Source organism: Modestobacter caceresii (assembly GCF_000761485.1).
Lineage (GTDB): Bacteria > Actinomycetota > Actinomycetes > Mycobacteriales > Geodermatophilaceae > Modestobacter > Modestobacter caceresii.
On record NZ_JPMX01000042.1, the window covers coordinates 65,003 to 89,229 of the forward strand.

Annotated in this window: 20 protein-coding genes and 1 pseudogene; 9 read left to right on the forward strand and 12 right to left on the reverse strand. The window is 73.1% G+C overall.

The features are described 5' to 3' along the window. Positions 1–331 precede the first annotated feature (331 nt). The 5 genes from IN07_RS10570 to IN07_RS10590 form a co-directional block, all read right to left on the reverse strand. Complete coding sequence (locus IN07_RS10570; RefSeq protein WP_036335687.1) at positions 332–1,381, reverse strand: glycosyltransferase family 4 protein; 1,050 nt, start codon at positions 1,379–1,381, stop codon at positions 332–334. Positions 1,382–1,386: 5 nt separating this feature from the next. After that, positions 1,387–2,508, reverse strand: a complete 1,122-nt coding sequence (locus IN07_RS10575) for a hypothetical protein (RefSeq protein WP_036335688.1) — start codon at positions 2,506–2,508, stop codon at positions 1,387–1,389. A 156-nt stretch (positions 2,509–2,664) separates the two neighbouring features. Further along, entirely contained in the window at positions 2,665–3,636 is a 972-nt protein-coding gene (locus IN07_RS23955; protein ID WP_052091117.1) for a glycosyltransferase family 2 protein, read from the reverse strand. 18 nt (positions 3,637–3,654) lie between these two features. Further along, positions 3,655–4,314: a CHAP domain-containing protein gene (locus tag IN07_RS10585; RefSeq protein ID WP_036335689.1), complete on the reverse strand. Its 660-nt coding sequence runs from the start codon at positions 4,312–4,314 to the stop codon at positions 3,655–3,657. After that, positions 4,311–5,462: a hypothetical protein gene (locus IN07_RS10590; protein WP_036335691.1), complete on the reverse strand. Its 1,152-nt coding sequence runs from the start codon at positions 5,460–5,462 to the stop codon at positions 4,311–4,313. Before IN07_RS10590 ends, IN07_RS10585 begins: the two co-directional genes overlap by 4 nt. A gap of 307 nt (positions 5,463–5,769) precedes the next feature. Between IN07_RS10590 and IN07_RS10595 the strand changes: the two genes are divergently transcribed. The 7 genes from IN07_RS10595 (at position 5,770) to IN07_RS10625 (ending at position 13,586) form a co-directional block, all read left to right on the forward strand. Beyond that, a complete protein-coding gene (locus IN07_RS10595; protein WP_036335692.1) occupies positions 5,770–6,690 on the forward strand; it encodes a hypothetical protein in 921 nt (306 codons plus the stop codon). 196 nt (positions 6,691–6,886) lie between these two features. Then, the gene (locus tag IN07_RS10600) at positions 6,887–7,876 is read left to right on the forward strand and encodes a glycosyltransferase (RefSeq protein WP_156119128.1); all 990 of its coding nucleotides are present in this window, start codon (positions 6,887–6,889) and stop codon (positions 7,874–7,876) included. Then, positions 7,873–9,486, forward strand: coding sequence for a lipopolysaccharide biosynthesis protein (locus IN07_RS10605; protein ID WP_081975324.1), 1,614 nt, complete (start codon positions 7,873–7,875; stop codon positions 9,484–9,486). The genes IN07_RS10600 and IN07_RS10605 overlap by 4 nt, the downstream gene beginning before the upstream one ends. Further along, the gene (locus tag IN07_RS10610; protein WP_036335693.1) at positions 9,483–10,736 is read left to right on the forward strand and encodes a polysaccharide pyruvyl transferase family protein; all 1,254 of its coding nucleotides are present in this window, start codon (positions 9,483–9,485) and stop codon (positions 10,734–10,736) included. Before IN07_RS10605 ends, IN07_RS10610 begins: the two co-directional genes overlap by 4 nt. Then, positions 10,737–11,288 (forward strand): acyltransferase, encoded by a 552-nt coding sequence (locus IN07_RS10615; protein WP_052091119.1) that lies wholly within the window; start codon positions 10,737–10,739, stop codon positions 11,286–11,288. A gap of 175 nt (positions 11,289–11,463) precedes the next feature. Next, complete coding sequence (locus tag IN07_RS10620; RefSeq protein ID WP_036335695.1) at positions 11,464–12,585, forward strand: acyltransferase family protein; 1,122 nt, start codon at positions 11,464–11,466, stop codon at positions 12,583–12,585. Between the two features lie 2 nt (positions 12,586–12,587). Beyond that, positions 12,588–13,586, forward strand: coding sequence for a glycosyltransferase (locus IN07_RS10625; RefSeq protein WP_052091120.1), 999 nt, complete (start codon positions 12,588–12,590; stop codon positions 13,584–13,586). 98 nt (positions 13,587–13,684) lie between these two features. Here the strand turns inward: IN07_RS10625 and IN07_RS10630 are convergent, their stop codons facing one another. Then, the gene (locus tag IN07_RS10630) at positions 13,685–15,535 is read right to left on the reverse strand and encodes an ABC transporter ATP-binding protein (RefSeq protein ID WP_197058429.1); all 1,851 of its coding nucleotides are present in this window, start codon (positions 15,533–15,535) and stop codon (positions 13,685–13,687) included. A gap of 112 nt (positions 15,536–15,647) precedes the next feature. On the opposite strand from IN07_RS10630, the gene IN07_RS10635 reads away from it, so the two are divergent. Next, the gene (locus IN07_RS10635; protein WP_052091121.1) at positions 15,648–16,523 is read left to right on the forward strand and encodes an ATP-grasp fold amidoligase family protein; all 876 of its coding nucleotides are present in this window, start codon (positions 15,648–15,650) and stop codon (positions 16,521–16,523) included. A gap of 30 nt (positions 16,524–16,553) precedes the next feature. Here IN07_RS10635 and IN07_RS23960 read toward each other — a convergent pair whose 3' ends face one another. From IN07_RS23960 to IN07_RS10665, 6 genes are all read right to left on the reverse strand, one after another. Then, positions 16,554–17,546 (reverse strand): sugar-transfer associated ATP-grasp domain-containing protein, encoded by a 993-nt coding sequence (locus tag IN07_RS23960; protein WP_052091122.1) that lies wholly within the window; start codon positions 17,544–17,546, stop codon positions 16,554–16,556. Further along, positions 17,543–18,298: a hypothetical protein gene (locus tag IN07_RS10645; RefSeq protein ID WP_036335697.1), complete on the reverse strand. Its 756-nt coding sequence runs from the start codon at positions 18,296–18,298 to the stop codon at positions 17,543–17,545. Before IN07_RS10645 ends, IN07_RS23960 begins: the two co-directional genes overlap by 4 nt. A gap of 76 nt (positions 18,299–18,374) precedes the next feature. Further along, positions 18,375–19,508: a sugar-transfer associated ATP-grasp domain-containing protein gene (locus tag IN07_RS10650; protein WP_036335699.1), complete on the reverse strand. Its 1,134-nt coding sequence runs from the start codon at positions 19,506–19,508 to the stop codon at positions 18,375–18,377. Between the two features lie 72 nt (positions 19,509–19,580). After that, entirely contained in the window at positions 19,581–21,071 is a 1,491-nt protein-coding gene (locus IN07_RS10655; protein WP_197058430.1) for a hypothetical protein, read from the reverse strand. After that, positions 21,071–21,796 carry a YveK family protein gene (locus IN07_RS10660; RefSeq protein WP_197058431.1) on the reverse strand — a complete coding sequence of 242 codons (726 nt, stop codon included), beginning with the start codon at positions 21,794–21,796 and terminating at the stop codon, positions 21,071–21,073. Before IN07_RS10660 ends, IN07_RS10655 begins: the two co-directional genes overlap by 1 nt. Next, entirely contained in the window at positions 21,793–22,704 is a 912-nt protein-coding gene (locus IN07_RS10665; RefSeq protein ID WP_197058432.1) for an alpha/beta hydrolase, read from the reverse strand. The genes IN07_RS10660 and IN07_RS10665 overlap by 4 nt, the downstream gene beginning before the upstream one ends. A gap of 661 nt (positions 22,705–23,365) precedes the next feature. Between IN07_RS10665 and IN07_RS23965 the strand changes: the two are divergent. Next, positions 23,366–24,227 (forward strand): annotated as a pseudogene (locus IN07_RS23965) (hypothetical protein); the annotation flags it as partial.

Below are 24,227 nucleotides of genomic sequence, written 5' to 3' on the forward strand. Positions count from 1 at the left end.
CGGCGCGACGGGGGGGCGATCGGTGCCGCAGGGCCTCGTTCCAGCATGTCCGACCCTTCGAGAACAGTTGGTGACGTACGACAGAGGTAATCGAACCGTCGGGAATCCGCAGCTGGAAGGCGCGAACTCGAAGGTCGATCACTCGTAATCTCGTCGACACCATAGCCACATCTCTCGCGGATATGGAATGAGCGAGCTGTCACTTCTCCCCGTGATCAGGGGGTCACCATGAGCATTCCCAAATGTCACTCATCGCGTGCATTCGGTGACTCATTCAGTGCATGTCGGAGCGGGCGCTACTCGTACGGTGACTGTCCGGTGACCGACAGGCTCAGTCGGCCCGCGCGGCGCCGGAGGTGGGGCGACGGCGGTCGGCGAGCGCGGCGAGCCACAGGTCCTCGACCCGCGGGAACACCGCGTCGGCGCTGAAGCGCTCCTCGAAGGCCTGCAGGGCCGACTCGGCCAACCGGGACCGGCGCTCCGGGTCGCTGAGGACCGACTGCAGGGCGGCCCGGAAGGCCTCCACGTCCCCGGGCGGGACGACGATGCCGTGCTCGTCCCCCAGGACCGCGGCGATGCCCCCCACGTCGGTGGAGACCACGCAGTTGCCGCGGGCCATCGCCTCCAGGATGAACATCGGCATCGCCTCGTCCCGGGACGGGAGCACCGCGATGCGGGACCGGTCCAGCAGCGCCATGAGCTCCTCGTGCGCCAGCGAACCGGCCATCGTGAGCCCCTCGACGTCCGCACGCACGAGCGCGGCGTCCTGGACGGGGCCGGCCACGACGAGCTCCCAGCCCGGGGCGTCGATCCGGGCCCACGCCTCCTGCAGCACGTCGATGCCCTTGCGGTGCGACACGACGCCGCCGAAGACCACCAGGTCCTCCTTCGCCACGGGCGCGCTGGAGGGGATCGCGTTCGGGATCAGCACCACCCGCTCGGCCGGCACGAAGCGGGCCGCCACCTCCGAGGACTCGGCCGACAGGCTGATCACCCGGTCGGCGCCACGCAGCGCCCACCCGGTGAGCCGCGGGTGCGCGGCGGCGAAGGCGGCGAACGAGCTGCCGTGCAGGTGTGCCACCGTGGCGATCCCGCGGCGGTGCGCCACCCGCATCAGCGCGCCCTCGCGGACGAAGGACCCGCGCTCGGACAGGTGCGCCACCACGACCGAGGACCGCCGGGGCAGCCGCAGCACCCTGCCCAGCGCACCGGTGCCCTTCACCAGGGCGGCCCGCAGGTCGTGCGGGTCCCCCCGGGAGGTGATCACCGCGACGTCCACCCGCGGGAAGGGCCACGCCAGGTAGCCGTTCATGACCTGCGTCATCCCACCCGGGATGTCCCCCACGCGGCCCAGGTGGTGCACGGTCGGCCGGGTCGTCACCGCGATCAGCCCGCGACCGGCTCGGTGGTGGCCGGGGCCGATGGGGAGCGCCCCGACAGCACCTGCTGGATGTCGTCGCGGTGCCCGCGCAGCCGCCGGCGCGCCTCCAGGAGGGCGCCGAACAGCTCGGCCCGCCGTCCGGCGAGGGTCTCCAGCCGGGCCACCAGCTCGTCGGCGGAGTCGGTGGCCGCCGACACGGTCACCCCCGGGATGCCGATGGTGGTGAAGTGCCGGTCCACCTTGTCGGAGTCCCCGACCGGTGAGCCGACCGGCACCGCGCCCTCGGTGAACGCGGCGATGACCACGTGCAGCCGGTCCGACAGCGCGATCGCGGTGCGGGAGTACAGCTCCCGCAGCCGGCGCTCCTGCTCGTCGTGACCGGTGGGGCCGTCCCAGCCGAGCGTCTGGCCGCCCAGGTCCGCCGCCAGTCGCTGGGTGCGCTCCTCGTCGGTCCACACCTGGGTGACCGCCCAGATCTCCAGGTCGTGCGCCGCGGCGTACGCCCGGACGCCGTCCAGCCAGGCCTGACTCGGGTAGGGGCGGGCCGGGTCCTCGCCGCGCATCGACACCACGAGCGCGTTGCGCTCGGGGGCGGGGGAGGCGAACCGCGCGACGGCGGCGTCGTCGGCCCCCTCGCCGAAGGCGAGGTCCGGCATGACCGCGCCGGTGCCCATGTAGCGGCCGGTCGCGTCGTCACGCCACAGGGTCCGGTCCGACAGGGCGATGGACGGGCGCATCAGGGCACGGGGCACGGCTGCGTAGTTGCGCGTGCCGACCCCGGCCCGGACGGCGGCGCCGCCCCGCAGCTTCAGCGTCAGCAGCAGGGGCAGCAGGGAGAGGTGCTCCTTCATGCCCACGAGGGTCAGCTGGATCTCCCCGGGCTTGAAGACGTAGGCGGCCCGGCCCCGCGCGGCCGAGGTCAGGGCGACCCGGTACCAGGCCCGCAGTGACCGGTAGACGTGGTCGCCCGGCCGGAGCCCGAGGCCCTCGTCGTAGCCGGCAGGGGAGGCCCCCACGTAGACGTGCAGCTCGCCCACCGGACGCACCCAGTCGAGGAGCTGCCGGCGCAGGATGATGTCCCCCACGTTCTCGTACTGGCCGCGGCCGATCGCGAAGACCTTCGTCATGCGGGCGCCTTTCGGTGACGGTGGCGGCGGTGGCGTCGTCGGCACCTCAGGACACGCAGGTCCGCAGATGGCCTCGACGGGACCCTAGGGGGGCGCAGGTCGGGCGGCCCACGGAGCCGTCGAACGGTAACGCACCGTTCACCCCCGCCCGGCTGCTCACCGGTTGGCGACGGCCAGGAGCCGGCGGTAGGCGGAGAGGGACACCTTCGCCGAGATCGCCAGCGCCAGCCGCTTGGCGTCCCGCCGGCGGGCCAGGAGCACCAGTTCCCGTACCCCCAGCCGACGGCGCAGCCGGCGGACGTGCTGCGCGCTCTCCGCGGGGCTGTAGGAGCCGAGGACGGCGTCCTTGAGCCCGGAGAGGGTGAGGTAGCGGGTCACGAAGTAGCGGTACTCGGCCGTCCCGATCGCCGTCGGGTCCACCCGCCGGGCGGCGCCCTCGACGGCGGCGGCGATGAGCTCGAGGGACTCCACGCGCCGGGACCGGGTGGTGATGATCGAGGCGCTGCGCACCCGGTACTCGTAGACGGTCACCGGCAGGAAGCCCACCCAGCGGGCCCCGGCCACCGCCTGGGCGACCATGGCGAGGTCGGACTGCACCCGGGCGGGGGTGAAGTCGATGCTGCCCAGCAGCTCCCGGCGGAACAGCTTGTTCCACAGGTGCCCGGTGATGCGGCCGGTCAGGAAGAGGCTGAACGCCTCGTGGCCCGGGACGGGTGGGCCGGCCGGCGGCTCCTTGCTGGTGGGTGCCTTGCCGGACTCGAAGGTGGCGAGAGCACCGGCCACGACCACGTCCGTGCCCGGGAACGCCGCGGCGGCAGCCAGCAGCTGGGCGGCGGCGTCGGGCGGCCAGCCGTCGTCGGAGTCCACGAACCAGATCCAGTCCGCGGTCGCCTCCTGCACCCCGCGCTCCCGAGCACGCGCGACCCCGCCGTTCTCCGGCAGGGGGACGAACCGGATCCGGTCGTCCCGGTCGGCCGCGGCCTGGGCGATCGCCCGCGAGCCGTCGGTGGAGCCGTCGTCGACGAGCACCAGCTCGACGTCGACCCCCTCCTGGCCCAGCACCCGGTCGATCGCGTCGGCGAGGTGGGCTGCGTCGTTGTAGACGGGCAGCACGACGCTGATCAGCACGTTTCCTCCAGGAGGCGGTCAGGCGTAGGCAGGGTAGCCGTAGCTGATCAGCGCCTGCTCCTCCCAGGGGCGGGCGTACCGGCGCACGAAGCGCTCGGGGTAGGGCAGCGAGAAGGGGTGGTCGCCCTCGACCGTCTGCGGCACACCGCGGGTCACCGAGGTCACCAGCCCCACGTGGTGCGGGCGGTTGACCTCCCCCCGGGAGTAGAAGACCAGCGCCCCGGGCTCCGGGTCCGAGCCCACCCGGCCGTCGCGCTGCAGCTCCGCGTAGAGGGTCACGGGGTCGGCCGTCCGCTGCACCCCGTTCTCGCGCAGCAACCAGGTGACGTAGACGGCGCTCCACGGCTCCGACGTCTCACCGAACCAGGCGCGCCACGGGCTGCCGAGCAGCCGGCGCCCGGCGGTCCGGTCGGCCTCGGCCAGCACCGCGTCCAGGGAGCCGGGCACCAGCTCGGACGGCGCCGGCGTCTCCGGGGGCGGCGCCGTCACCGGCGGGACGTCGGGCTGCCCCGACCGGGACAGCCCCGCCACGACAGCCGCACCACCGGCGAGGACGGCGCCGCCCCCGAGCAGGAACGTGCGACGGCTGACCGGCCGCCGACCGGAGGCCGGGGCGTCCCGGCCGTCGGGGCCGGTCGGCTGGTCGCCGCGCAGGGACGGGGCGTGCGGGTCGATCACGCCGACGCCCCGTTCCGGTAGGAGCCCGGGTCTGCTTCCTCGACCGTGCGGGCGATCTTGTGGCCGGTGTGCCAGAGGGTCACCCGGTCGAAGCGGCCGGCCACGCGGTAGAGCTGCATGTCGGTCCGGTGGGCCTCGGAGTCCGGCCGGAGGAGCACCCGGGGGACCCGGAGCCGGCCGTCGGCGAGCTGCATCGGACGGACCGCCGTCGACTCGCCCTGGTTGAGGTGGCACTCCACCCAGCCGGACGCGATGGACGACGACGCCCGGACCCGGAACACCACGTCGGTCCACTGCCCGCGGCGGTAGGGCAGCGAGAGGAAGGGGACCGGGTCGCCGGGGTTCAGCTCGTTGCCCCGCACGCTGAACTCGTCGATCGGGTCGCCGGGCGTGCGGCGCTCGGTGTGCAGCACGAACGGGGAGCCCTGCTCGTACGGCGGCCCGTAGAACTGGAAGACCGCGATGTAGCCGGACGCCTCGCCGCCGGGGCGGAGCACGCCGTCCCGGGGGTGGACGGAGGGGAAGTCGTCAGGGGGCAGGAACGCGAACCCGACGCAGAACTCGTCGCCCTCGCGGATGTTGGACCTGCTCGAGGACTGGAACCGCACGGTGGACGACGTCGGCTGGTCGCGGTCGCCCCGCGCGCTGTCGGGCACGGAGACCCGGACGGCCCGCCGCGCCGGCCCGAGGACCGGGTCGGGCTCGACGGAGGCGTACTCGGCCCCGACGACCGCGGTGTTGCTGGCCAGCCACTGCTCGGTCGAACCGCTGTAGTCCGCGGCCCAGGCGAGCTCCTCCCGCCATCCGCCGGCGGACTCCGCACGCACGGCGTCCCGGTCGTTGGCGGTGACGACGGCGATGTAGGGCGCCTCCACCCGGATGCCGTCCACGACCGCCGAGGCGGTGATCCAGAACAGTGCATCGGCCGGTGCGGGCACCTCGGGGTCGACCAGCTTGCGCGTGGTGTCCCAGCGGACGGCGTACGTCCGGTCGCCGACCCGTTCGGCCGGCCGGGTCCCGAACTCCGGATCGCCGATGGCGACCGTGACATCGCCCACCCTGCTGCCGCCGCGCACCTCGACCCGCACCACGACCGTGCCCCGCACCCGGGCCCCGGGAGCAGGGTCCAGGACGGCGATCGAGGCCATGCTCCTCCTCCGGGCGGTGCGTGCGACGGTGTCACGGCGGGCCCTGGGCCAGGGAAGTCGCCTTCGGTCCAGGGTACGTGCCGACCCGGCCACGCCTGCCTCTGTCGGTCACCGGTGGACGGGGACGGGGTCGACGGTGCGTGCGCTGTCGCGGCGCCATCCCCCGATCGGGTGACACCCGGACGGGATCGGCCACAGGTCTTCCCTGGCATCTGCGTTCGGTGGAGGCTAGTTTTCCGGTACACCTGTTGCGGTCCTGCGGCTCGGTGCCGACCACCCGTCCCGGTTCTCATGGAGGGCCTAGCCCGTGTCCCGAGTCCGCCCGGACGTCCCCGCGTCCGACCTGTCCGCCGTCCGCTCGCCCCTGGCCAGTCGCCGCACCGTCCTGCTGGGTGCCGCTGCCGGGCTCGCCGGCGTGGCCGTCGCGGCTCGGCCCGCCCAGGCGGCCCCGGTCTACACCCCCATCCCGAAGCTGCCGGGTGAGGTGTCCCGGACCGACACCCGGACCACCCGGATCGGGAAGAAGAAGTTCGAGGTCATCGACGTCGTGTGGGGCAAGGACCGGGCCCGACTCTACGTGCCGTGGGCGACCCCGCCGAAGGCGCCGAAGCCCGGCGCGGTGGCCTGGATGTACCACTCGAACGGCAGCACGCACACCGCCCTCGACGGCGCCTACGCCTACCCCGGCATGCTGATGGTCGACCGGGGTGCGGTCTGTGTCTGCCCGAACTTCGGTGGCAGCACGTGGACCACGCAGGCCGCCCTCACCCACCAGGTGAACTGGGACAAGTACATGAGCGGCGTGTTCAACATCGGCGTCGCCTTCGCCCGCGCGAACTCCGGCGGTGGCTCGCTGATGACCTACGCCTACGCGAAGGACATGGTCCGCGGGATGCGCGGGATCTACCTCGCGAACGCGACCTACGACATGGAGGACCTCTACGCCCGGGACCCCGGGCGGATCGGTCCGGTCTACGGGAACGACCCGGCGCTCGTCGCGGCGACGAACCCCGCCCGCCTGCCGCAGAGCGCATGGGCGGGCAAGCGGGTGAAGACCGTGGTCTCCCTCGTGGACCCGGTCGTGCCGCCGGAGAAGCACGGCCTCGCGCTGGCAGCTCTCGCGAAGCCGGTCGCGGCCGACGTGCGGGTCCAGTACCACGAGCAGGGGCACACCGTGCCGGGTTGGACGCACTCCGACATGGCCGCCACCTTCTCCTCCTGGCTGTGAGCGGGAGCCCACTGCCCCATGTCCGTTGCACCGAGGCCCCGTCCGCTGTCCCGTGGGCGGCGACACCCATGACCGCGCGAGGAGCGATGTGCGTCGGGCCGCACGCTGGAGTGCCTGGCGACGGGCACTGCCGGCCGTGACCGGCCGCCGGCCCCTGCGTCCGGCGGCCGCTGGGACCGACCCCGAGCAGCGCCTGGTGGTGCTGCACTCCCTGCGCGAGCCGGACGGCACCACGCAGTACGCCGACCAGATGGTCCAGGGCGCCGCCCCGGACGTGGACATCCGCTTCTTCGACTGGCAGACGGGGCTGTTCGGCCGGTACGACGTGCTGCACGTGCACTGGCCGGAGCTGCTCATCCGCGACAGCCGGCGGCCGTGGCTGCGCTTCGTGAAGCGCCGGCTGCTGGAGCTGCTGCTCCTCCGGCTGCGGCTGCGGCGGATCCCGCTGGTGTGGACGGCGCACAACCTCAGTCCGCACGAGCAGGGCAGTCGAGCCGACCACCGGTCGCTGGACCGGTTCTACCGGCACGTCGACCTGGTGATCCGGCTGAACCCGGCCAGTCCGGTCACCGCCGGACGCGAGACGGTGACGATCCCGCACGGCCACTACCGGCAGCCCTTCGCCCAGTACCCGCAGCCCGAGGCGGAGCCGGGGCGGGTCCTCTACTTCGGCATCATCCGGCCGTACAAGGGCGTCGACGTCCTCATCGACGCCTTCCGGGGCATCGACCGGGCCGACCTCCGGTTGCGGATCGTGGGCAACCCGCACCCCGGCCAGGCCGAGTTGGTGCAGGAGGCGTGCGAGGGCGACCCGCGCATCGACACCCTGCTCCGGCTCGTGAGCGACCAGGAGCTGGTCGACGAGATCCGCCGATCGCAGCTGGTGGTCCTGCCCTACCGCGGGAGCATGCACAACTCCGGGTCCCTCTTCGCGGCGCTGTCCCTCGGTCGGCCGGTCCTCGTACCGGAGTCGCCGACCAACGCGGCGCTGTCGGAGGAGGTTGGCTCGGAGTGGATCCTGCAGTACACCGGTGAGCTGACCCCCCAGGTGCTCGAGGCGGCGATCGCCGCCACGGCGACCGGCCAGGACGGGGAGCCGCGGCTCGACGACCGCGACTGGGAGCGGATCGGGCTCCGCCACCGCGACGCCTACCGCCGGGCCCGAGTGCTCAGCGGGCGAGGGTGAACGCGGAGCCACGAGCGGGGGAGGGCCCGGGGCTCGGCGCACGAGCCTCCCGGGGTGCTGCCGTCACCCTGGGCGGCCAGGGGATCCGCGTGCTCGTCCAGCTGGTGGGCATCGCCGTCCTCGCCCGGCTGCTCGACCCCGAGGACTACGGGCTCATCGCGATCGTGGCCCTGATCGTCGGCTTCGGTGAGCTGTTCCGGGACTTCGGGCTCTCCTCGGCCGCCGTCCAGGCCAAGACGCTCTCCGACGGGCAGCGCGACAACCTGTTCTGGCTCAACACCGGCATGGGCGCGGTCCTGGCCGTGCTCGTCTGCGCCGCGTCGCCGTTGATCGCGATGGCCTTCGACGACGACCGGCTCACGCTCGTCGCCGTCGTCATGTCCGCCACGTTCCTGCTGAACGGGGTGTCCACCCAGTACCGGGCGATGCACACCCGGCACCTGCGGTTCGGCAAGCTGGCTCTCTCCGAGATCGGCGGGCAGGTCGCCGGGGTGGTCGTCGGCATCGTGCTCGCCGTCCTCGGGGCCGGCTACTGGGCGCTGGTCGCCCAGCAGCTCACCCAAGGGCTGGTCGCGCAGGTGTTCCTGGTCGCCACCAACCGGTGGCTGCCGGGCTGGGTGGACCGGAGCGCGTCGGTCCGGCCCTTCATCGGGTACGGCATGCCGCTGCTCGGCTCCCACCTGCTCAACTACGTGGGCCGGAACATGGACACCCTCGTGCTGGGTGCGCGCTTCGGTGCCGCGCCCGTCGGGCTCTACAACCGCGCCTTCCAGCTGGTCATGATGCCGTTGCTGCAGGTCCAGGCACCGGCGACCCGCGTGGCCCTGCCGGTCCTCTCCCGGCTGCAGGACGACCGGAAGCGGTTCGCCGAGTTCATCAGCTTCGGCCAGGTCGCGCTGCTCACCCTGATCGGCGGTCTGTTCGCCGTGCTGTTCGCGCAGGCCGAGTCCGTGGTGTTCGTGATGCTCGGGTCCCAGTGGACGGAGGCGGTGCCGATCTTCCGGGTGCTGCTCGTCGCCGGGTTCTTCCAGGCCGCCACCTACGCCATCTCCTGGGTCTTCCTGGCCAAGGGGCTGACGCGCTCGCAGTTCGTCTACGCGTTGGTGACCAGGCCCGTGCTCGCCGTCATCATCGTGGTCGGCTCCGCCTGGGGGCTGCAGGGCGTGGCGGTGGGCTACGCGATCGGGGTGGCCCTGTCCTGGCCGGTGGCGCTGCTGTGGATCGCGCGCGTCTCCGACGCCCCTGCCGGGCGGATGTTCGGCAACGGGCTCCGCACCGGGCTCGTCTTCAGCACCGCCTCGGCGCTGTCCTTCCTGTCCACGATGGCGCTGCCGGACGACGCGCATGCGCTGCGCCTGGTCGTCGGGGTCCTCGCCGTCCTCGGTTCGACCGGCCTCATCGCGCTCGTCTGGCCGACGTTCCGGCGCGACCTGCGCGGCATCGCGGGGATGCGCAGGTCCCTCCGGCGCGGCTCCGGCCGTCCGGCCACCCGGTCCCCGGGCGATGCCGACGCACCCACCGGCCGGACCGCCGACCCGACCACCCTCAGCCTCACCGGTGCGGCTGCCACTGACCCGATCACGACCCCGAAGGCGGGTATGGACGCATGACCAAGGCCATCGAGCGCGCGCACCGGATCTGGCGACGGGCGGTGGTGGCATCGGGGCTGCCCAGCCTCGTCGACCGCCGGATCGTCCGGTCCCGGGTGCGCGCCGAGCCGCGCGACCGGAGCAGGCACCTGCTCCTCGCCGCGCCCGGCGGCGGCAACGTCGGGGACCAGGCGATGCTCGAGGCGGTGCTGGAGAACACCGCCGGCCCGGTGACCCTGGTCGTGCCCGACCGCGCGTCGGTGGAGCTGCCCGAGGAGTTCCGGCAGCGCGTGGAGGTGCTGGAGATCCCGCACCTGGTGTACGGGACCGGAGCCGACCACCGGGCATCGGTGGCGTCGTTCGGCCGGGCTCTCGCGGGTGCGGCCCAGCTGTCCGTCCTGGGCGCGGACGTGATGGACGGCCGGTACTCGCTGCCGGCGTCGGCGCGCCGGTCGAACCTCGCCCGGGCGGCCGCTCTCGCCGGGGTCGAGACCCGGGTCATCGGGTTCAGCTGGAGCGACCGCGCACGGGTCGCGGCTCGGCGGTCGCTGGCTGCCGCGGCCCGGGACGGGGTGCGCCTGCTGCTCCGCGACCCCATCTCCGCCGAGCGGGCCCGCCGTGACGGGATCACCCCGGTGGAGGAGGTCGCAGACGTCGTCTTCGCCGCCCGGAGCGTGGACGGCTCCGCGGCCGACGAGCTGCTGCAGCACGTCACCCGGCCGGTCGCGCTGGTCAACGTCAGCGGGCTGCTCGCCGGCCGGGTGGACCAGACCGAGGAGTACGTCCGCGTCGTGGAGGCGCTGCTGCAGCGGGGCCTGCACGTGCTGGTCCTCCCGCACGTCGACCGAGCGCAGAGCGGCGACATGGAGGCCTGCGCCGCGCTGATGGCGCGGGTGGGCGAGCTCCCCGACGTCAGCGGCGTGCCGTCGATCCTGACCCCGGCGCAGGTCCGCGGGCTGACCGCGCGGGCGAGCATCGCGGTGACCGGGCGCATGCACCTGGCGGTGATGTCGCTGCTGCACGGCGTGCCGGCGATCACCCTGGCGTCCCAGGGCAAGGTCGAGGGCCTCATGCAGCTGTTCGGGACGCCGGAGCTGCGCATCGACGCGGTCCCGGGCTTCTCGGCGGTCGTGGTCGACGTGGTCGACCAGGTCCTCCCTGCGGACTCGGCAGCCCGGCAGTCCATCCGGCAGGCGCTCCCGGGCGTCGTGACGATGGCGCAGCGCAACACGGTCGACCTGCTGGCCTCCGCCCCCACCGGGCAGGCGTAGATGGCCGGCAGGCTGCGGGGCGCGTTGGCCAGCACGGTGGCCGCCAGCCCGGTCTGGGCGCCGCGCACCAGGGCGCGCCTGCTCCGGGCGCTGGGCGTCCGGGTGCACGGCAGCGCCCGGGTCTACCCGTGGATCCGCTTCGTGGGCGGCGTCGACCACCTGGAGATCGGCCGGGGCGCGTTCGTCAACGTCAACGCCACGATCGGGGCCAACGCCCGCGTCGTCATCGGCGACCGGGTCCACCTCGGCCCCGGGGTCAGCCTGCTGCCCACCTCCCACGAGATCGGGCCGCGGGAGCAGCGCGCCGGGGCACCGGTCAGCGCCCCGATCACGATCGGGGCCGGCGCCTGGCTCGGCGCCGGCGTCACCGTCCTGGGCGGGGTGACCATCGGTGAGGGCTGCGTCATCGCCGCCGGCACCCTGGTCAGCGCCGACACCCAGCCCGACGGCGTCTACGGTGGGGTGCCGGCACGGCTGATCCGGCGCCTGGGCCCCTCGGGTTCGGAGCCGGCACCGTCGCTGGCGGAGCCGGCGTCCTCCCCGGTCGAGTGAACGCCGTCCCCGGTCAAGTGAACCTGTCCCGGGTCAGCCGTCCGATGATCACGGTCCCCTCGTCGCCGGTGTACCGGCTGTTAGGGTCCGCGCGGATGACCAACAGGTCACCACGGGATCACATGACCGGACACGGTCGGGCGACGGACCAGGCCGTAGGAAGAACGGATCCTCGATGAGCGCCCACAGCACAGCCCCGACGACGGGGCGGTTCGCGTGGCTCGAGCCCGTCAAGGGCCTGGCCATCTTCATGGTCATCGCCTACCACGTGACCCTGTACCTGAAGACCGCTGACGTCGACGCGGTGCTCGGCCGGGCCAAGGCCGTCTTCGAGCTCTTCCCGATGCCCGCGTTCTTCCTCATCGCCGGGATCTTCGCCGGCCGGCACGGGGCCACGAAGTTCCGTGCCCTGTGGAAGCGCCGGCTCCTGCCGCTGCTGTACCTCTACGTCCTGTGGTCGATCATCCGGACCGTCTTCTACTTCGTCGTCCCCGGGCTCAACGGCGAGCTCGGTGAGATCCCCGCGACCGACCCGCTGGCGCTGCCGCTCATCCTGTTCTGGCCGAGCAGCAGCTACTGGTTCCTCTACGCCCTCTTCCTGTTCACGCTCGGCCGCTGGCTGATCGCCCGTGCACCGGTCTGGGCACAGCTGGCCGGCTCGGGTCTGGTCTCCACCCTCTTCACCAGCGGCCTGGTCGACGCGCACAACATCGGCTGGAACCGGGTTGGCGCACTGTTCTTCTTCTTCGTGCTGGGCGCGGTGTTCTCCCGGGAGATCCGGGACCTCGTCGAGCGGGCGCGGCCGGTGCACCTCGGGATCGCGTTCGCCGCCCTCCTCGTGTCCACCGCGCTGATCGTCCTGGGCTTCCGCTGGGTCCCGCTGGTGGTGCTCGTCGGGCAGCTCTCCGCCGTGGCCGTCGGCATCCTGCTCACGCGGTACCTGGTCCGGCTGCCGGGCTTCGGCATCTTCACCTCGATGGGCACCGCCAGCCTGAAGCTGTACCTGCTGCACCTCTACGTCATCGTCTCGGCGACCGCGCTGATCGCGCTGCTGGACCCGGCGTGGCCGCGGTGGGTCGACGTCGGCGTGCAGACGGCGCTGGTGGTCCTCACCGTCCTCGCGTCGTTCGGTCTCGCCCGGCTCACCAGCCGGGTCCGCTGGCTGTACGCGCCACCGGCCTTCCTCCGCGGTCCCCGTCCCCGCGGGGTGCGGCAGGACCCCACCCCCAACGACCCGGAGGCGGCGGTCAGCCCGCAGCGCGACCTCACGCCCCGGCCCACCGAGACGAGGGAATGACGATGCCCCGGGAACTGCCCGAGCTCCGGCCGGGCGCCGAGCGGCGGCTCGTGCTGGCCGCCTCCACCGGTGGTCATCTCGCCCAGCTGGTCCGGCTGGCGCCGGGGCTCGGGGCCTCCGCCGACTCGCTGTGGATCACCTTCCCCACCGCCCAGAGCGAGTCGCTCCTGGCGGGCCGGAACGTCCTGCACGTGCCCTACATCCGTCCGCGGGAGGGGCTGCAGATCGCCCGGGCGTTCCGGTCGATCCTGCCTCGGCTGCGGTCGGACCACTTCGACGCCGCGGTGAGCACGGGGTCGGCGTTGGCGCTGGCCGCGCTGCCTGCCGCGCACCTGGCCGGGATCCCGACGCTCTACATCGAGAGCGTCTCGCGGGTGAACGGCCCCTCCGTCAGCGGCCGGGTCCTGGCCGCGATGCGCTTCGCCCAGCTGCGGACACAGCACCCGGGCTGGGCGGGAGGCCGCTGGGGCACCCACCCGAGCGTGTTCTCGGCGTTCCGGATGGTGCCTCGAGCGGTGCAGGGCGAGGGGCGGGCGAGACTGTTCATCACGCTCGGCACGCTCCGCGGCTATCCGTTCCACTCGATCGTCGACCGCGTCCTGGAGCTGGGGCTGGCCGACGACCACACGGTCTGGCAGCTGGGGGAGACCGAGCCGACCGTCGAGCTGCCGGGTCAGGTCCACCGCGAGCTGCCCGCCCGGGACTTCGAGCGGTACGCGCGCGAGGCGGACGTGGTGATCACCCACGCCGGCGTCGGCAGCGTCCTCGGGCTGCTGGAGATGGGCATCGCGCCGATCGCCGTCGTCCGCCGCCGTTCCCGTGGCGAGCACGTCGACGACCACCAGCAGCAGCTGGCGGGCCTGATGAAGAGCAGCGGGATCGGCTTCGCCGTCGAGGTCGACGAGCTCTGCCCGGAGGTCGTCGCGGCTGCGGCGCGCGTCCGGGTCGAGACCGACCCCGGCACGACCGGCGAGTCCGGCACGTCGCTCTCCCGGCCCTGACCACTGCCGCGCGGCGGTTCAGGGGGCCGGACGGCGCACGGGGCGCTCGTCCGGCCTGCTGACCCAGCCGGCGCGACCCGTGCCGGTCGCGGGCGGGGTCAGATGACGCTGTGCCCGGCCTGCGAGATGGCGGTGATCTCCCGGAAGAAGTCGTTGTCGCGCAGCAGGACCTGGGGCTCGTCGATCGCCTGGAGCCGGCCGGCCCCCATCACCATGACCCGGTCGCAGATCGACAGCGTGGACACCCGGTGCGCGACGAGGAAGAGCAGGACCTCGCCCTTCATCCGCGCCAGGGACTCCTGGACCGCCTGCTCGCTCTTGACGTCCAGCGCACTGGTGGGCTCGTCGAGGATCAGCACGTCGGGACGCCCGGCCAGGGCGCGGGCCAGGCACAGTCGCTGGCGCTGGCCCCCGGAGATCGCCGCGGCCCGCTGCCCGATGACCGTCTGGTAGCCCTTCGGCCAGCTGAGGATCTCCTCGTGCAGCGAGGCCTTGCGCGCGGCCTCCTCGACCTCCGCGTCGGAGATGTCGTCGCGGTAGAAGCGGATGTTGTCGGCGACGGTGCCCCAGAGCAGTTGCGGGCTCTGCGGCACGTAGGAGACGCGCTGCCGCCAGTCACTGAGCCGGAAGTCGCGGGCGTCCTGGCCGTTGACCGTGACGGAGCCGCTGGTCGGCTGCCGCAGGCGCAGCAGCAGCTGCACGATGGAGGACTTCCCGGCCCCGGACGGGCCGACGATGCCGATGACCTCACCGCGGCTGGCCTCGAAGGACACGTCGTGCAGGACGGGCGCCGTGGAGTCGTAGGCGAAGTCCACGTGGGACATGCCGAGCCGCTCGACGCGGGACAGCGGGTGGTCGCCGTCCTGCCGGGTGTGCCCGGCGTAGTGGTCGAGCGCACGGCGCAGCCGGCCCATGTAGGGGATCAGCTCGTTCATCCGGGTGGAGGAAGCCTGGATCCGCTGCCCGAAGGTCAGCGACCGGATGAGGATGAGGACGACCGCGCCGAGCTCGCCGATCGCCGTCGCCCCGGACAGGTGGACGATCGTGAGGGCGAGCAACAGCAGGAAGAACGCGACGCTCTGGTAGAGCGCCGGGACGGCCCGGTTGAGGAAGCGGGTCTGCAGGAGCGGACGGCGCACCTCCTGGATCATCTTCTCGACGGCCTCGCGGTAGGCCCGGTTGGCCCCGAAGACCTGGGTCTCCTCGGCCAGCTGCACCATCTCCTGCACGCCCTTGGCGTACTCGACGTTCTCCGCGCTCAGCGCCCGGGCGTGGCCGCGCTGGCGGCGGGCCAGCGGGGCCAGCATCACGAACAGCACCGCCGAGGCCCCGATGAGGATCAGCGCCGTCGGGGCGCTGAGCAGGAAGGCGGAGGCGAGCAGCGTGAAGAACATGAGGACGGCGCTGATGCCCTCGGAGAGGGTGGTGACCGCCGCCGAGGCCTGGATCGCCTGGGTGGTCATCAGGGACTGGAAGTGCCCGTCGCGCTCGGCCGACTGGATCTTCCAGGACGCCGAGGTGAACCGCTCGAACAGGTCACGCCGGAGGGCGGCCATCACCGACGCGCTCATCGAGGCGGGCACGTAGGCGAGCCACACCTGCAGCGCGCCGCGGAAGACGGCCAGCCCCATGCCCACCGCGCAGAGGACGACGAGCGGGGCGGTGACGTCGAGCGGTCCGGGGATGGCGTCGACCTCCGTCTGCCCCTGGGACAGCGCGGTGGCGAGGGAGGCGACCAGCGCCAGCAGCGCGGCCTCGACCAGGCCGGCGATCACCGAGCCGCCCGCCATCAGCGCGATGCGCGACTTCGACGAGCCGAGGAAGGGGCCGAACTGCTGCCAGGCGGTCCTGTAGCGCCGGACGACCCTGGTGGGGGTCGGCCACTGCTTCGGCAGTGACAACTGCCCTCCCGGACTCGAGTGCACGACCCCGGCCGGGGTCTTGGTCACGGCGAACCCTACCGTCGTGGCCTGGCCACGAGGAGCGTCGTGGCCCACACTGAGCGTGGGGACGAGGGGGGCGACCTTGCGGCGCAGTCGCGGGTCTGTTGAAGTGTGCGCCGTGGCCCCGGCGCCGTTCCCCCGTCTCGACCTGCAGCGGCTGGTCCCTGTCCAGCTGCGCCGGGCGAGGAAGTTCTACCTCCGGCACGGTCGGCTCCCTCCCGTGATGGGCTTCGAGACCTTCAACGACAAGGTGCAGTGGCGGATCACCCGGGACCGTCGGGACCTGCTCCGGGCGACCTGCGACAAGCTGGCCATGAAGGAGCACGCGGCACGGCTGGCGCCGGATCTCACCCGGACGCCGGAGACGTACTGGTTCGGCACCGATGTCGCCGAGCTGCGTGACGTCGACCTGCCCGAGAACTGGGTGCTGAAGCCGAACCACGCGAGTCAGCGCGTCATCATCAGCGGTGGCCCCGCCGACGTCGAGAAGCTGGCGGTCGAGGTCGCCGGCTGGGTGGACGAGCCGTACTGGCGGCGCAGCGGCGAGTGGGCCTACCGCACGGCCCGCCCCGGGCTCCTGGTCGAGGAGTTCATCGGCACGCCGGGCGAGGTGCCCGCCGACCTCAAGCTGTTCGTCTTCGACGGGCAGCCCCGCGCCGTCGCCGTGCACAGCAAGGACGGCGCCGTGCACAAGGCCCGGTACTACACCACCGACTGGGAGCCGATGCCCTGGACCGGTGGCTACGTCGCGGGGCCCGACACCCCCCGCCCCGAGCGCCTCGAGGACATGCTGAAGGCGGCCTCCCTGCTCGCGCAGGACTTCGACATGATGCGGGTCGACTTCTACGAGCACGACGGGGTGCTGTGGTTCGGCGAGCTGACCCCCTATCCCGCGGCCGGCCTGGCCCGGTACGAGCCCGAGCTGGACCGGCTGCTGGGCAGTTGGTGGCAGCTCCCCGTCACCGGGCGCAGAGGGCTGCTCCCCCTGCGCTGAGCGGCGCGGCCGCCGCCGGGCGCGCGGCGCTCAGGCGTGCCGGGCGGCGAGCAGGCCGTGGTCGATGTAGAAGCGGCGCACGCGCGAGTCGGCCAGGAAGGACCCGTGGAACTGGAACACGTTGAGGTTCGGGACGCCGGCGTTCCCCTCGAGCACCAGTGGGCCGCGGTCGGTGACGCAGACGTCCCAGCCGACGTGCGTCACCTCCGGGAAGGCCGTCATCAGCTGCCCGACCAGGTCGAGCACCTCGCCCCAGTGCGGCACGGTCTCCCCGGCAATCGGCACCCCGGTGTCGGGATGCCGGTCGTAGGTGGGGCGCCCCCGCTCCCGTGGGCGCCCCACCGCCGGACCGAGGCGCCCGGTCGCGAGGTCGACGGCGCTGCACAGACCGCCCGAGCTGACGTTGTCGACGGCGCCGCTGGCCGCGGTGCCCCACCGGTGCACCGCGGCGGCGACCACCGGGTCGCCGTCCGGCAGCCGGATGGCCAGCGCGCGGAGCGTGTTGAGGGAGCCCGGGTGGACGGCCCGGAGCTGCGGGTGCTGCTCCAGCCGCTCCTGCACGAGCACGGCGGCTCCCGGCTCGCCGGCGACCAGGCCCTCGACCCGCTCGCCCGCCACGATGCGGACCCCGCGTCCGCCGGCGCCGTCGAGGGGCTTGAGGACGACGTCCGGCGCGGTCCGCATCCGGTCCAGCGCCGCGGCCGACCGGCCGTGCACCGTGCCGCGGAGCCCGACGCCGTAGACCTCGGGGGCGGCAGCCGCGAGGCCGCGGGCGACCACGACGTCGGCGAAGACGTTCTTGTCCTCCAGCAGCCGTGCGCCGGCCGGGTCGTTCAGCCGGCGCAGCCGTGCCTCGACCGCGGCGTCGCTGATGAACGGGACGGCGGGGTCGTGGATGCCGGGGTAGGCGTACCAGCGGTTGGAGAGGAAGCCGCGTCGCCACATCGACGGGTGCAGGCGGCCGGCGTACTGGCGCCGCTCCAGCCGCGCCATGGTGCGCAGCAGCGTGGCGCGACTGGTCATGCAGTGCGCCGGACCCGGCGCCTGGCGGCCCGGGTGACCCGGCGCTGGGTCCGCACGAGCTTGCGACCGAGGACGAGCGCCGGGGGAGCGAAGGTCACGCCGTCCCGGTTGGTCAGCTGGCAGGGCCGGCACTGACCGCAGGGCAGGTCGCCGAGCGGGTCGTGGCAGAACCAGCGCTGGGACAGCAGGTCCAGGAAGCCGTGCTCCCGGGCGATCTCGGCCATCTCGCCCTTCGTCGTCCGGAGGACGGGGAAGGACCAGAACCGGAACATCTGCGCCTCGGGCGCGGAGCTGAGCGTCCCGCGGTCGTCGGTGAAGACCAGGCGGTGCAGCGCGGTGGGGCCGTCGTCGTGGGCCTGCATGCAGACCTCCACGCCCGACCAGCCGAGCCGCTCGGCGACACCGGCCAGGTAGACGTACTGGCTGCCGATCCAGGTGCCGTTGCGCAGGATCGACGCGTTGAGGGCCTGGAGCTCCTCCGACGGCGGGAAGTCCCAGCGCAGGTGCATCTCGACCGGGGCCAGCATCGCCGGGTCGTCGAGCCGCTGGAGCAGCTGCTCGCGCATCCGGGCCATCGTGGTGAGCTCCAGCAGGGTGCTGCGCCGCTCGGGGTTGACCACGTAGATCGGTTGCACCGGCCGGTGCTCGACGAGCAGCGCCTGCATCAGCCGGAAGGAGGAGTCCCAGCCTCCGGTCCACAGCAGTCGGACGGGGGCGTGGTCCTCGGGTTCGTGGTCCTCGGCGGCACTCATCGCCGTCCTCTCGTTCGTTCCAGGGGTCACGGGCCGGGTGCGGTACCGAACGGGTGGCCCCGTCCGGTACCGGGGTTCATCGGGAGGTGAGGGTGCGCCCGACCCGCCGGGCGACCCGACGGGCGCGGTCCCGACCGCGGGCGAGCACCCCGGCGGCGACCTGCCGGGACACCCGGCCGGTGGGCAGCGGCACCCCGAGGCCCTCGACCCGCTCCCGGGTGTCCGGATCGGCGAGCCAGCCGTCGGCGGCCAGCATCTGGGAGCCGCGCAGGCTCCAGTGCACGTTGCCCTCCAGCAGCATCGGCCCGTCCGGGCCGATCACGACGTCCCAGCCGAGGAAGCGCAGCCCCGGGAAGAGGACGGCGGCGCGGCGGCACAGCTCGACGGTCTCCTGCCACAGGGGCAGCTCCCGGCCGGCGAACCGCTCGCCGGTGTCGGGGTGCTCGGTCAGGTCACCCGGCACGCCCTTGAGGATGCCCGGGCCCATCACGCCGGTGGCCACGTCGATCGGGATGCTGACCCCGCCGGACCCCCAGTTGTCGATCATGCCGCCGCGTCGGCCGAGGCGGATGCTCGCGGCGTGCACGTGCGCGGTCCCGTCGGTGGCGACGGTGGTCAGCACGCGGCAGGTGTTGGTCGTCGTGGGGGCGAGCTGTGCCAGCTCCGGGTGGTTGCGGACGGCGTGCTGAAGGACGTAGCCGCTGACCCCGCGCTCACCGCCCGGGTCGAGTGCGGCGAAGACGCGCTCGAGGGTGGTCTCCTCGCCGGTGCGGGTCGTGGCCGTGCCGGTCGCGTGGTCGATCCGGTCGAGGATGGTGATCTGCGCGCCCTGCCCCCCGCCGGCGGGCTTCACCACCAGCCCGGTCGGACGGACACGGTCCAGCTCGGCGAGGACCTGGGGCACGGTCCGTAGCGGGCGCTCGCCGTCCCAGGTGGTGCCCTGGACGCTGTCGAAGAAGCCGATGGTCGGCGGCACGGGCAACCCGAAGCCGTCGGCGAAGCGGTAGAAGACCCACTTGTGCTCGGTGAGGACGTGGTTGCGCGGGTCGTTGACGACGTCCTGGACGAACCTGCGGTTCCAGTCGCTGCCCAGGTACCGGCCGGCGTCGGCGGCCGGGCGCCCGTCGTCGAAGCCGTAGGCGGTGATGTCCGCGGGCCGATAACCCCACAGCCAGACCAACTTGTTGCGCTGCAGCCTGCTCAGGGTCACGTTCCTCCTCCTACCGCTGACTCACGAGGGCGCCGGGGTGTCGGCCGGCCACGGCATTGTGCCCGAAGACGATCAAGGAACGGTCGGTTCTCGGTGTCCCGTGACCGGGGGGCGTCCCAGGGCCGCGGCCTGCCGCGCGTCGACGCGGAGGGAGGCGATGACGCCGGCGGCCGCGAACACGAACGGGAAGGACGGCGACGAGACGAACACCGGGGCCACCGCGGACTCCACGAGCAGCAGGACCAGCCAGCCGACCCCGGTGATCCGCATCCAGCGGACCAGGACGTCCTCGCGGGCGGAGACGCGCCGGAGCAGGGCGACGAGCATGCAGGCGAGCCCGGCCGCGAAGCAGAACGCGCCGAACCAGCCGGTCTCGCCGTAGATCGCCGGCCACTGGGAGTCGTTGAGGAACTGACCGGAGTCCGGCCCCGGGCCCAGTCCGTAGCGGCCGGGGAAGCCCAGTGCGTAGTACAGCGGGCTGTAGTCGTCGGCGGCCGTCGAGCTGCCGTACCGGCCGAACCCCGCGCCGAGCGGGAAGAACTGCGCCGCGACGGTGACCCCGCCTGCGGTGAGCATGGAGCGGGCGGAGTCCTGGTTGAGGTAGATGTCGATGTCGCCACCGATGAGCGCCGCGAGCGGCGGCACGGTGAGGAGCGCCACGAGCGGACCGACGGCGAGGAGCGCCGCGACCCCGACCGGCCGGAGGAAGCGGGTGCCGACCGCCGCCAGCGTGGCCAGCAGCCCGACGATGGACTTGACCTGGAAGGTCAGGAAGGCCAGGCCGCCGGAGAGCAGCACGAGGATCGTGTTGGCGAGGGAACGGCGGACCACCAGGCCGTAGACGAGCGCGCCGACGGCGAGCACCCCGCTGAACCGGCTGAAGGCCGCCGGGTGCTGGAACACACCGTTGATCGCCGGGAACGGGCCGATGTAGCTGATCGGCGGCCGTCCGGTGGTGAAGTTCGCCCACGCTGCCGGGAGCGCGAGGTTCAGCAGCGCGGTGAAGGCCATCACCACGATCGCCGTGACGCCGAGGCGGACCAGGAGGGCCAGGTCGTCGCGGGTCCAGTGCAGCTGCGCGATGGCGAAGGCGAAGACCACGCCCTTGACGGCGATGAAGGCAGCGGGGACGGCGAGCCCGGCGGGGACCTCCGCCAGCGCGGCGCTGACCAGCCCGGCGACGAGGAAGCCCAGGAACCAGCCGGTCCCCGGCAGCCAGACCAGTCGTCCCTCGGTGACCAGGCGACGGGTGCTGAGGGCGACGAAGGCGAGGGCGATCACGCCCTCGTCCGCGTAGGTGCCCACCTGTCCCAGCACGTTCTGGATCGGCGCCGAGAGGATGATCACGACCAGCGCCAGCAGGACGAAGAGCTTCGGTCGGAACGCAGCGATCAGCACCCCGGTGAGGGCGATGAGCACGGCGAGCGGCAGGGCCGGCTCGATCCAGGCCAGGGCGGCCAGGACGAAGGCCAGAGCTGCGGCGAAGACCACCCAGGCGGGCCCGGGCGGTGTTCCCGGGCCGGACCGCGCGGGGGCCCCAGCCGTCGTCGGCGGTGCCGACATCAGCGTCCCCGGGTGCCCGCGGAGAGCGCCTGGCGGAACACGATCACCAGGAAGGCCACCAGCAGGCCGACGGCGAGCCCCACCAGCAGGTTGAGCAGCAGCAGCGGCGACGCCAGCTCGTCGGGGATCTCCGGCGCCTCGACCACGGTCCCGGTCAGGCTGATCGGGGTGGCGGCGGCGGCGTCGCCCTCGATCTGGGTGATGAGGCTGGCGGCGATCGCGTTGGCGAGCTCGGCCGCGTTCGTCGGCGTGCCCGCCTCGACGGTGATGTTGATGATCGACGTGCGGGGGAGCACCTCCGCGGTGACGTTGTCCACCAGGTCGGTGGAGGCCACGTCCGCGCCGATGGCGTCGATGGCGGGGTCGAGCACCGCGGGGGTCTGGGCGAGCGCGGCGAAGGTCTCCACCCGGTCGGCGACGAGCGCGGACGCCTGGGACAGGGTGTCGGTGGCCTCGACGGAGACGACCGGGTCGACCAGCACCTTGGTCTCGGTCTCGTAGCGCTCCGGCATGAAGACGGTGACGAGCCAGCCGGCGAGGAGGCCGGCGACGACGGCGGCCACGATGATCATCCAGCTCCGGCGGATGACGCGCAGCACGTCACGCAGGTGCATGGAGCCCGGGTCCTCGTGGCGGTACCGGGGGAGCGGGGGCGCAGCGGTGTCGATGGTCATGTAGGGGGTCCTCTCGGGTGCTGGGGTGCGGGAGTCCGGCGTGCTGGTCACAGCTGCTCCTCCAGGAAGGCGAGGACCGCACGTCGCACGTCGCTGTCGAGCAGCGTGATCCCGTGGCTGGGTGCATCGACGATCAGCAGCTCTACCTGGACGCCGGCGTCCTCCAGCGCTGTCGCCAGCGCCTCGGGCTGTTCTTCGGGTACGAGTTCGTCGGTGCCGTTGACCAGCAGCATCGGTGGGTCGGAGGGGTCGACCCCGGTGATGGGGGAGGCCGGCACCGACTGTGGGCAGTCGGCCACCGAGGTGCAGCCGAGGTAGTTGAGCACCAGGTCGGCGGCCTGCTCACTGGGCCGGCCGAGCTCCAGGCCCTCGGGGGACAGCACGGAGACGCCGCTCAGGGACGCCACCGCGCCCAGCCGGGCACCGGTGTCGAGCGGGCCCTCCCCGCGGGTGGCCAGGCTCTGCGCGATGATCGCCCCGGCCGAGCTGCCGATGGCGCCGATCCGGGCCGGGTCGATGCCGAACGCCTCCACCTGGGCGGGCTCGCGCAGCCACTGGACCGCGTTGGCGAGGTCGTCGACCTGGGCGGGGTAGGTGAACTCCGGTGCGAGCCGGTAGTCGACCGAGAAGGCGGCCGCACCCTGTTCGGCCGTCAGCTCGCACAGCGTGCGCAGTCCGCTGCTGTCGCGCGCGCCCTCGGTGAAGCCACCGCCGTGCACGATCAGCACGGCCGGGACGGGCCCCTCGGCGTCGGTGGGGAGGCAGGCGTCGAGCTTCAGCTCGCTCTGGTCGTCGGACCAGTAGGTGAGGCCTTCCTCCACGCGCACGTTGTCCGGGCCGGGGTCGAGCCGAGCCGTCGGCTCGGACGACGAGGAGCAGGCGCTCAGCGTCAGGACCAGGGCGGTCACGCCGAGCGCGGCAGCGGGGAGGCCGGGTCGCGACGCGGCGGGGCTCTTCACGTGCATCGGGGTTCTCGAATCCGTCGGGCGGCGACGGACGAGGGCCCTGGTGTTCGAGGACAGCGGGGCCGGGTCTCGTCGAGGCCGTCGGCTCATCAGTGCTGCGCGGCTGCGCTGCATCATCTTGCCGTCGCGGGGTACGGGGTGGCTCGCAACGTGACGAACCTAGCGTCCAGGGCTCCGTGGTCGCCGTGAGCGCTGTCACGGCCAGGGCGGTCAGGCCGCGCTGCTCGCGGGTCGTGAGTGACGTGACTCACTTTCGACGGGTTGTGATCGCTCACGGTGACTGCCGTGCGTCCTTACTCGTCGAGTTCCCACAGCGTGGCGAGCGGCCAGTTTAGTCCGCGCACGCCCGTGCAGCGGTAGCTCGTTCACTTGATCGGGTGCCGCGGTGGGCGCTGCGTCGTCGCGCGCCCGGGCCACGGAGTGCTGCTCGGGTGCACGCCGCACAGGTGACCGGGGACAGGATCGACGATGTGCTGTCAGTCGGTACCGGTCGGCGCATGAACTGCCGATGAACCTGGCGAGGCCCGCGCGCCCTCACGCGCCGGAGGCCGGCTGCTCCGGGAACGACAGTCACAGAATGTGACTCTCGTATCACCGGACTCAGCAGTTTCACAAGGCTGTGGCGTGACGTAATCAAACTGCTACGTTCCGCTGCGTGCCTCGCTCCCGTTTCGTCTCCACACGAAAGTCCGCCTCGGCCACGTGCCGCGCGATCATGGGCGGTGGCCGCAGCCGCTGGCTCGCCCTCGCGATCGCCTTCGGGTGCCTCGTGCCCGTGACCGAAGCCGCCACCGGTGCGGCCGAGCCGGTGCCCGCCGCCGACGTCGCTGCCCCCGCGCCCGGTCAGGCCGCCCCCGCGCCGGTCGCGGCCGAGACGCAGGCCCCGACCGAGGACGCGGTCAAGGAGACGACCGGTGGCGCCCGGGCCAGTGCGTCGGCGGATGCGCGGGCCGACAGCCTCGCTGCCTCCTCGTCAGCCCCGGCCCCCGCCCCTGCTCCTGCCCCTGCGCCCGCGGCGCCCCGTACCGAGGTGGCGGCCCCCGCTCCTGCCCCCGCGCCGGTGAAGGTCGAGCAGGTCGCCGCACCGGCCCCCGCGCCGGCGGCCACCACCTCCGGTGCAGCGCTCAGCTGGGCGCCGCCCGCCGGTTACGCCAACTACCCCGTCACCAACGTGACGGCCACCGACACGCTGACGACGGTGAGCGGCCGCGGCGGTGACGTGCTGATCAAGCTGCCCACCGACCGTGCGGTCGGCCCGATCACGATCGCGGACTGCCGCAACGCGGTGATCATCGGCGGCAGCATCCGGGCGCTGCCGTCGGCCAAGGTGGCCGGCCATGACCAGCGGGCCATCTACGTGCGCAACTGCACCGGCACGGTGCACATCGAGGGCGTCCACATCGACGGCGCCGTGAGCGGCGCGCAGACCGACGGCATCGCCGCCAACGCACCGAAGGCCATCCTGCAGATCCAGAACGTGCGGGTCGACGGCCTGCGCGGCATGAGCACCGGGAACC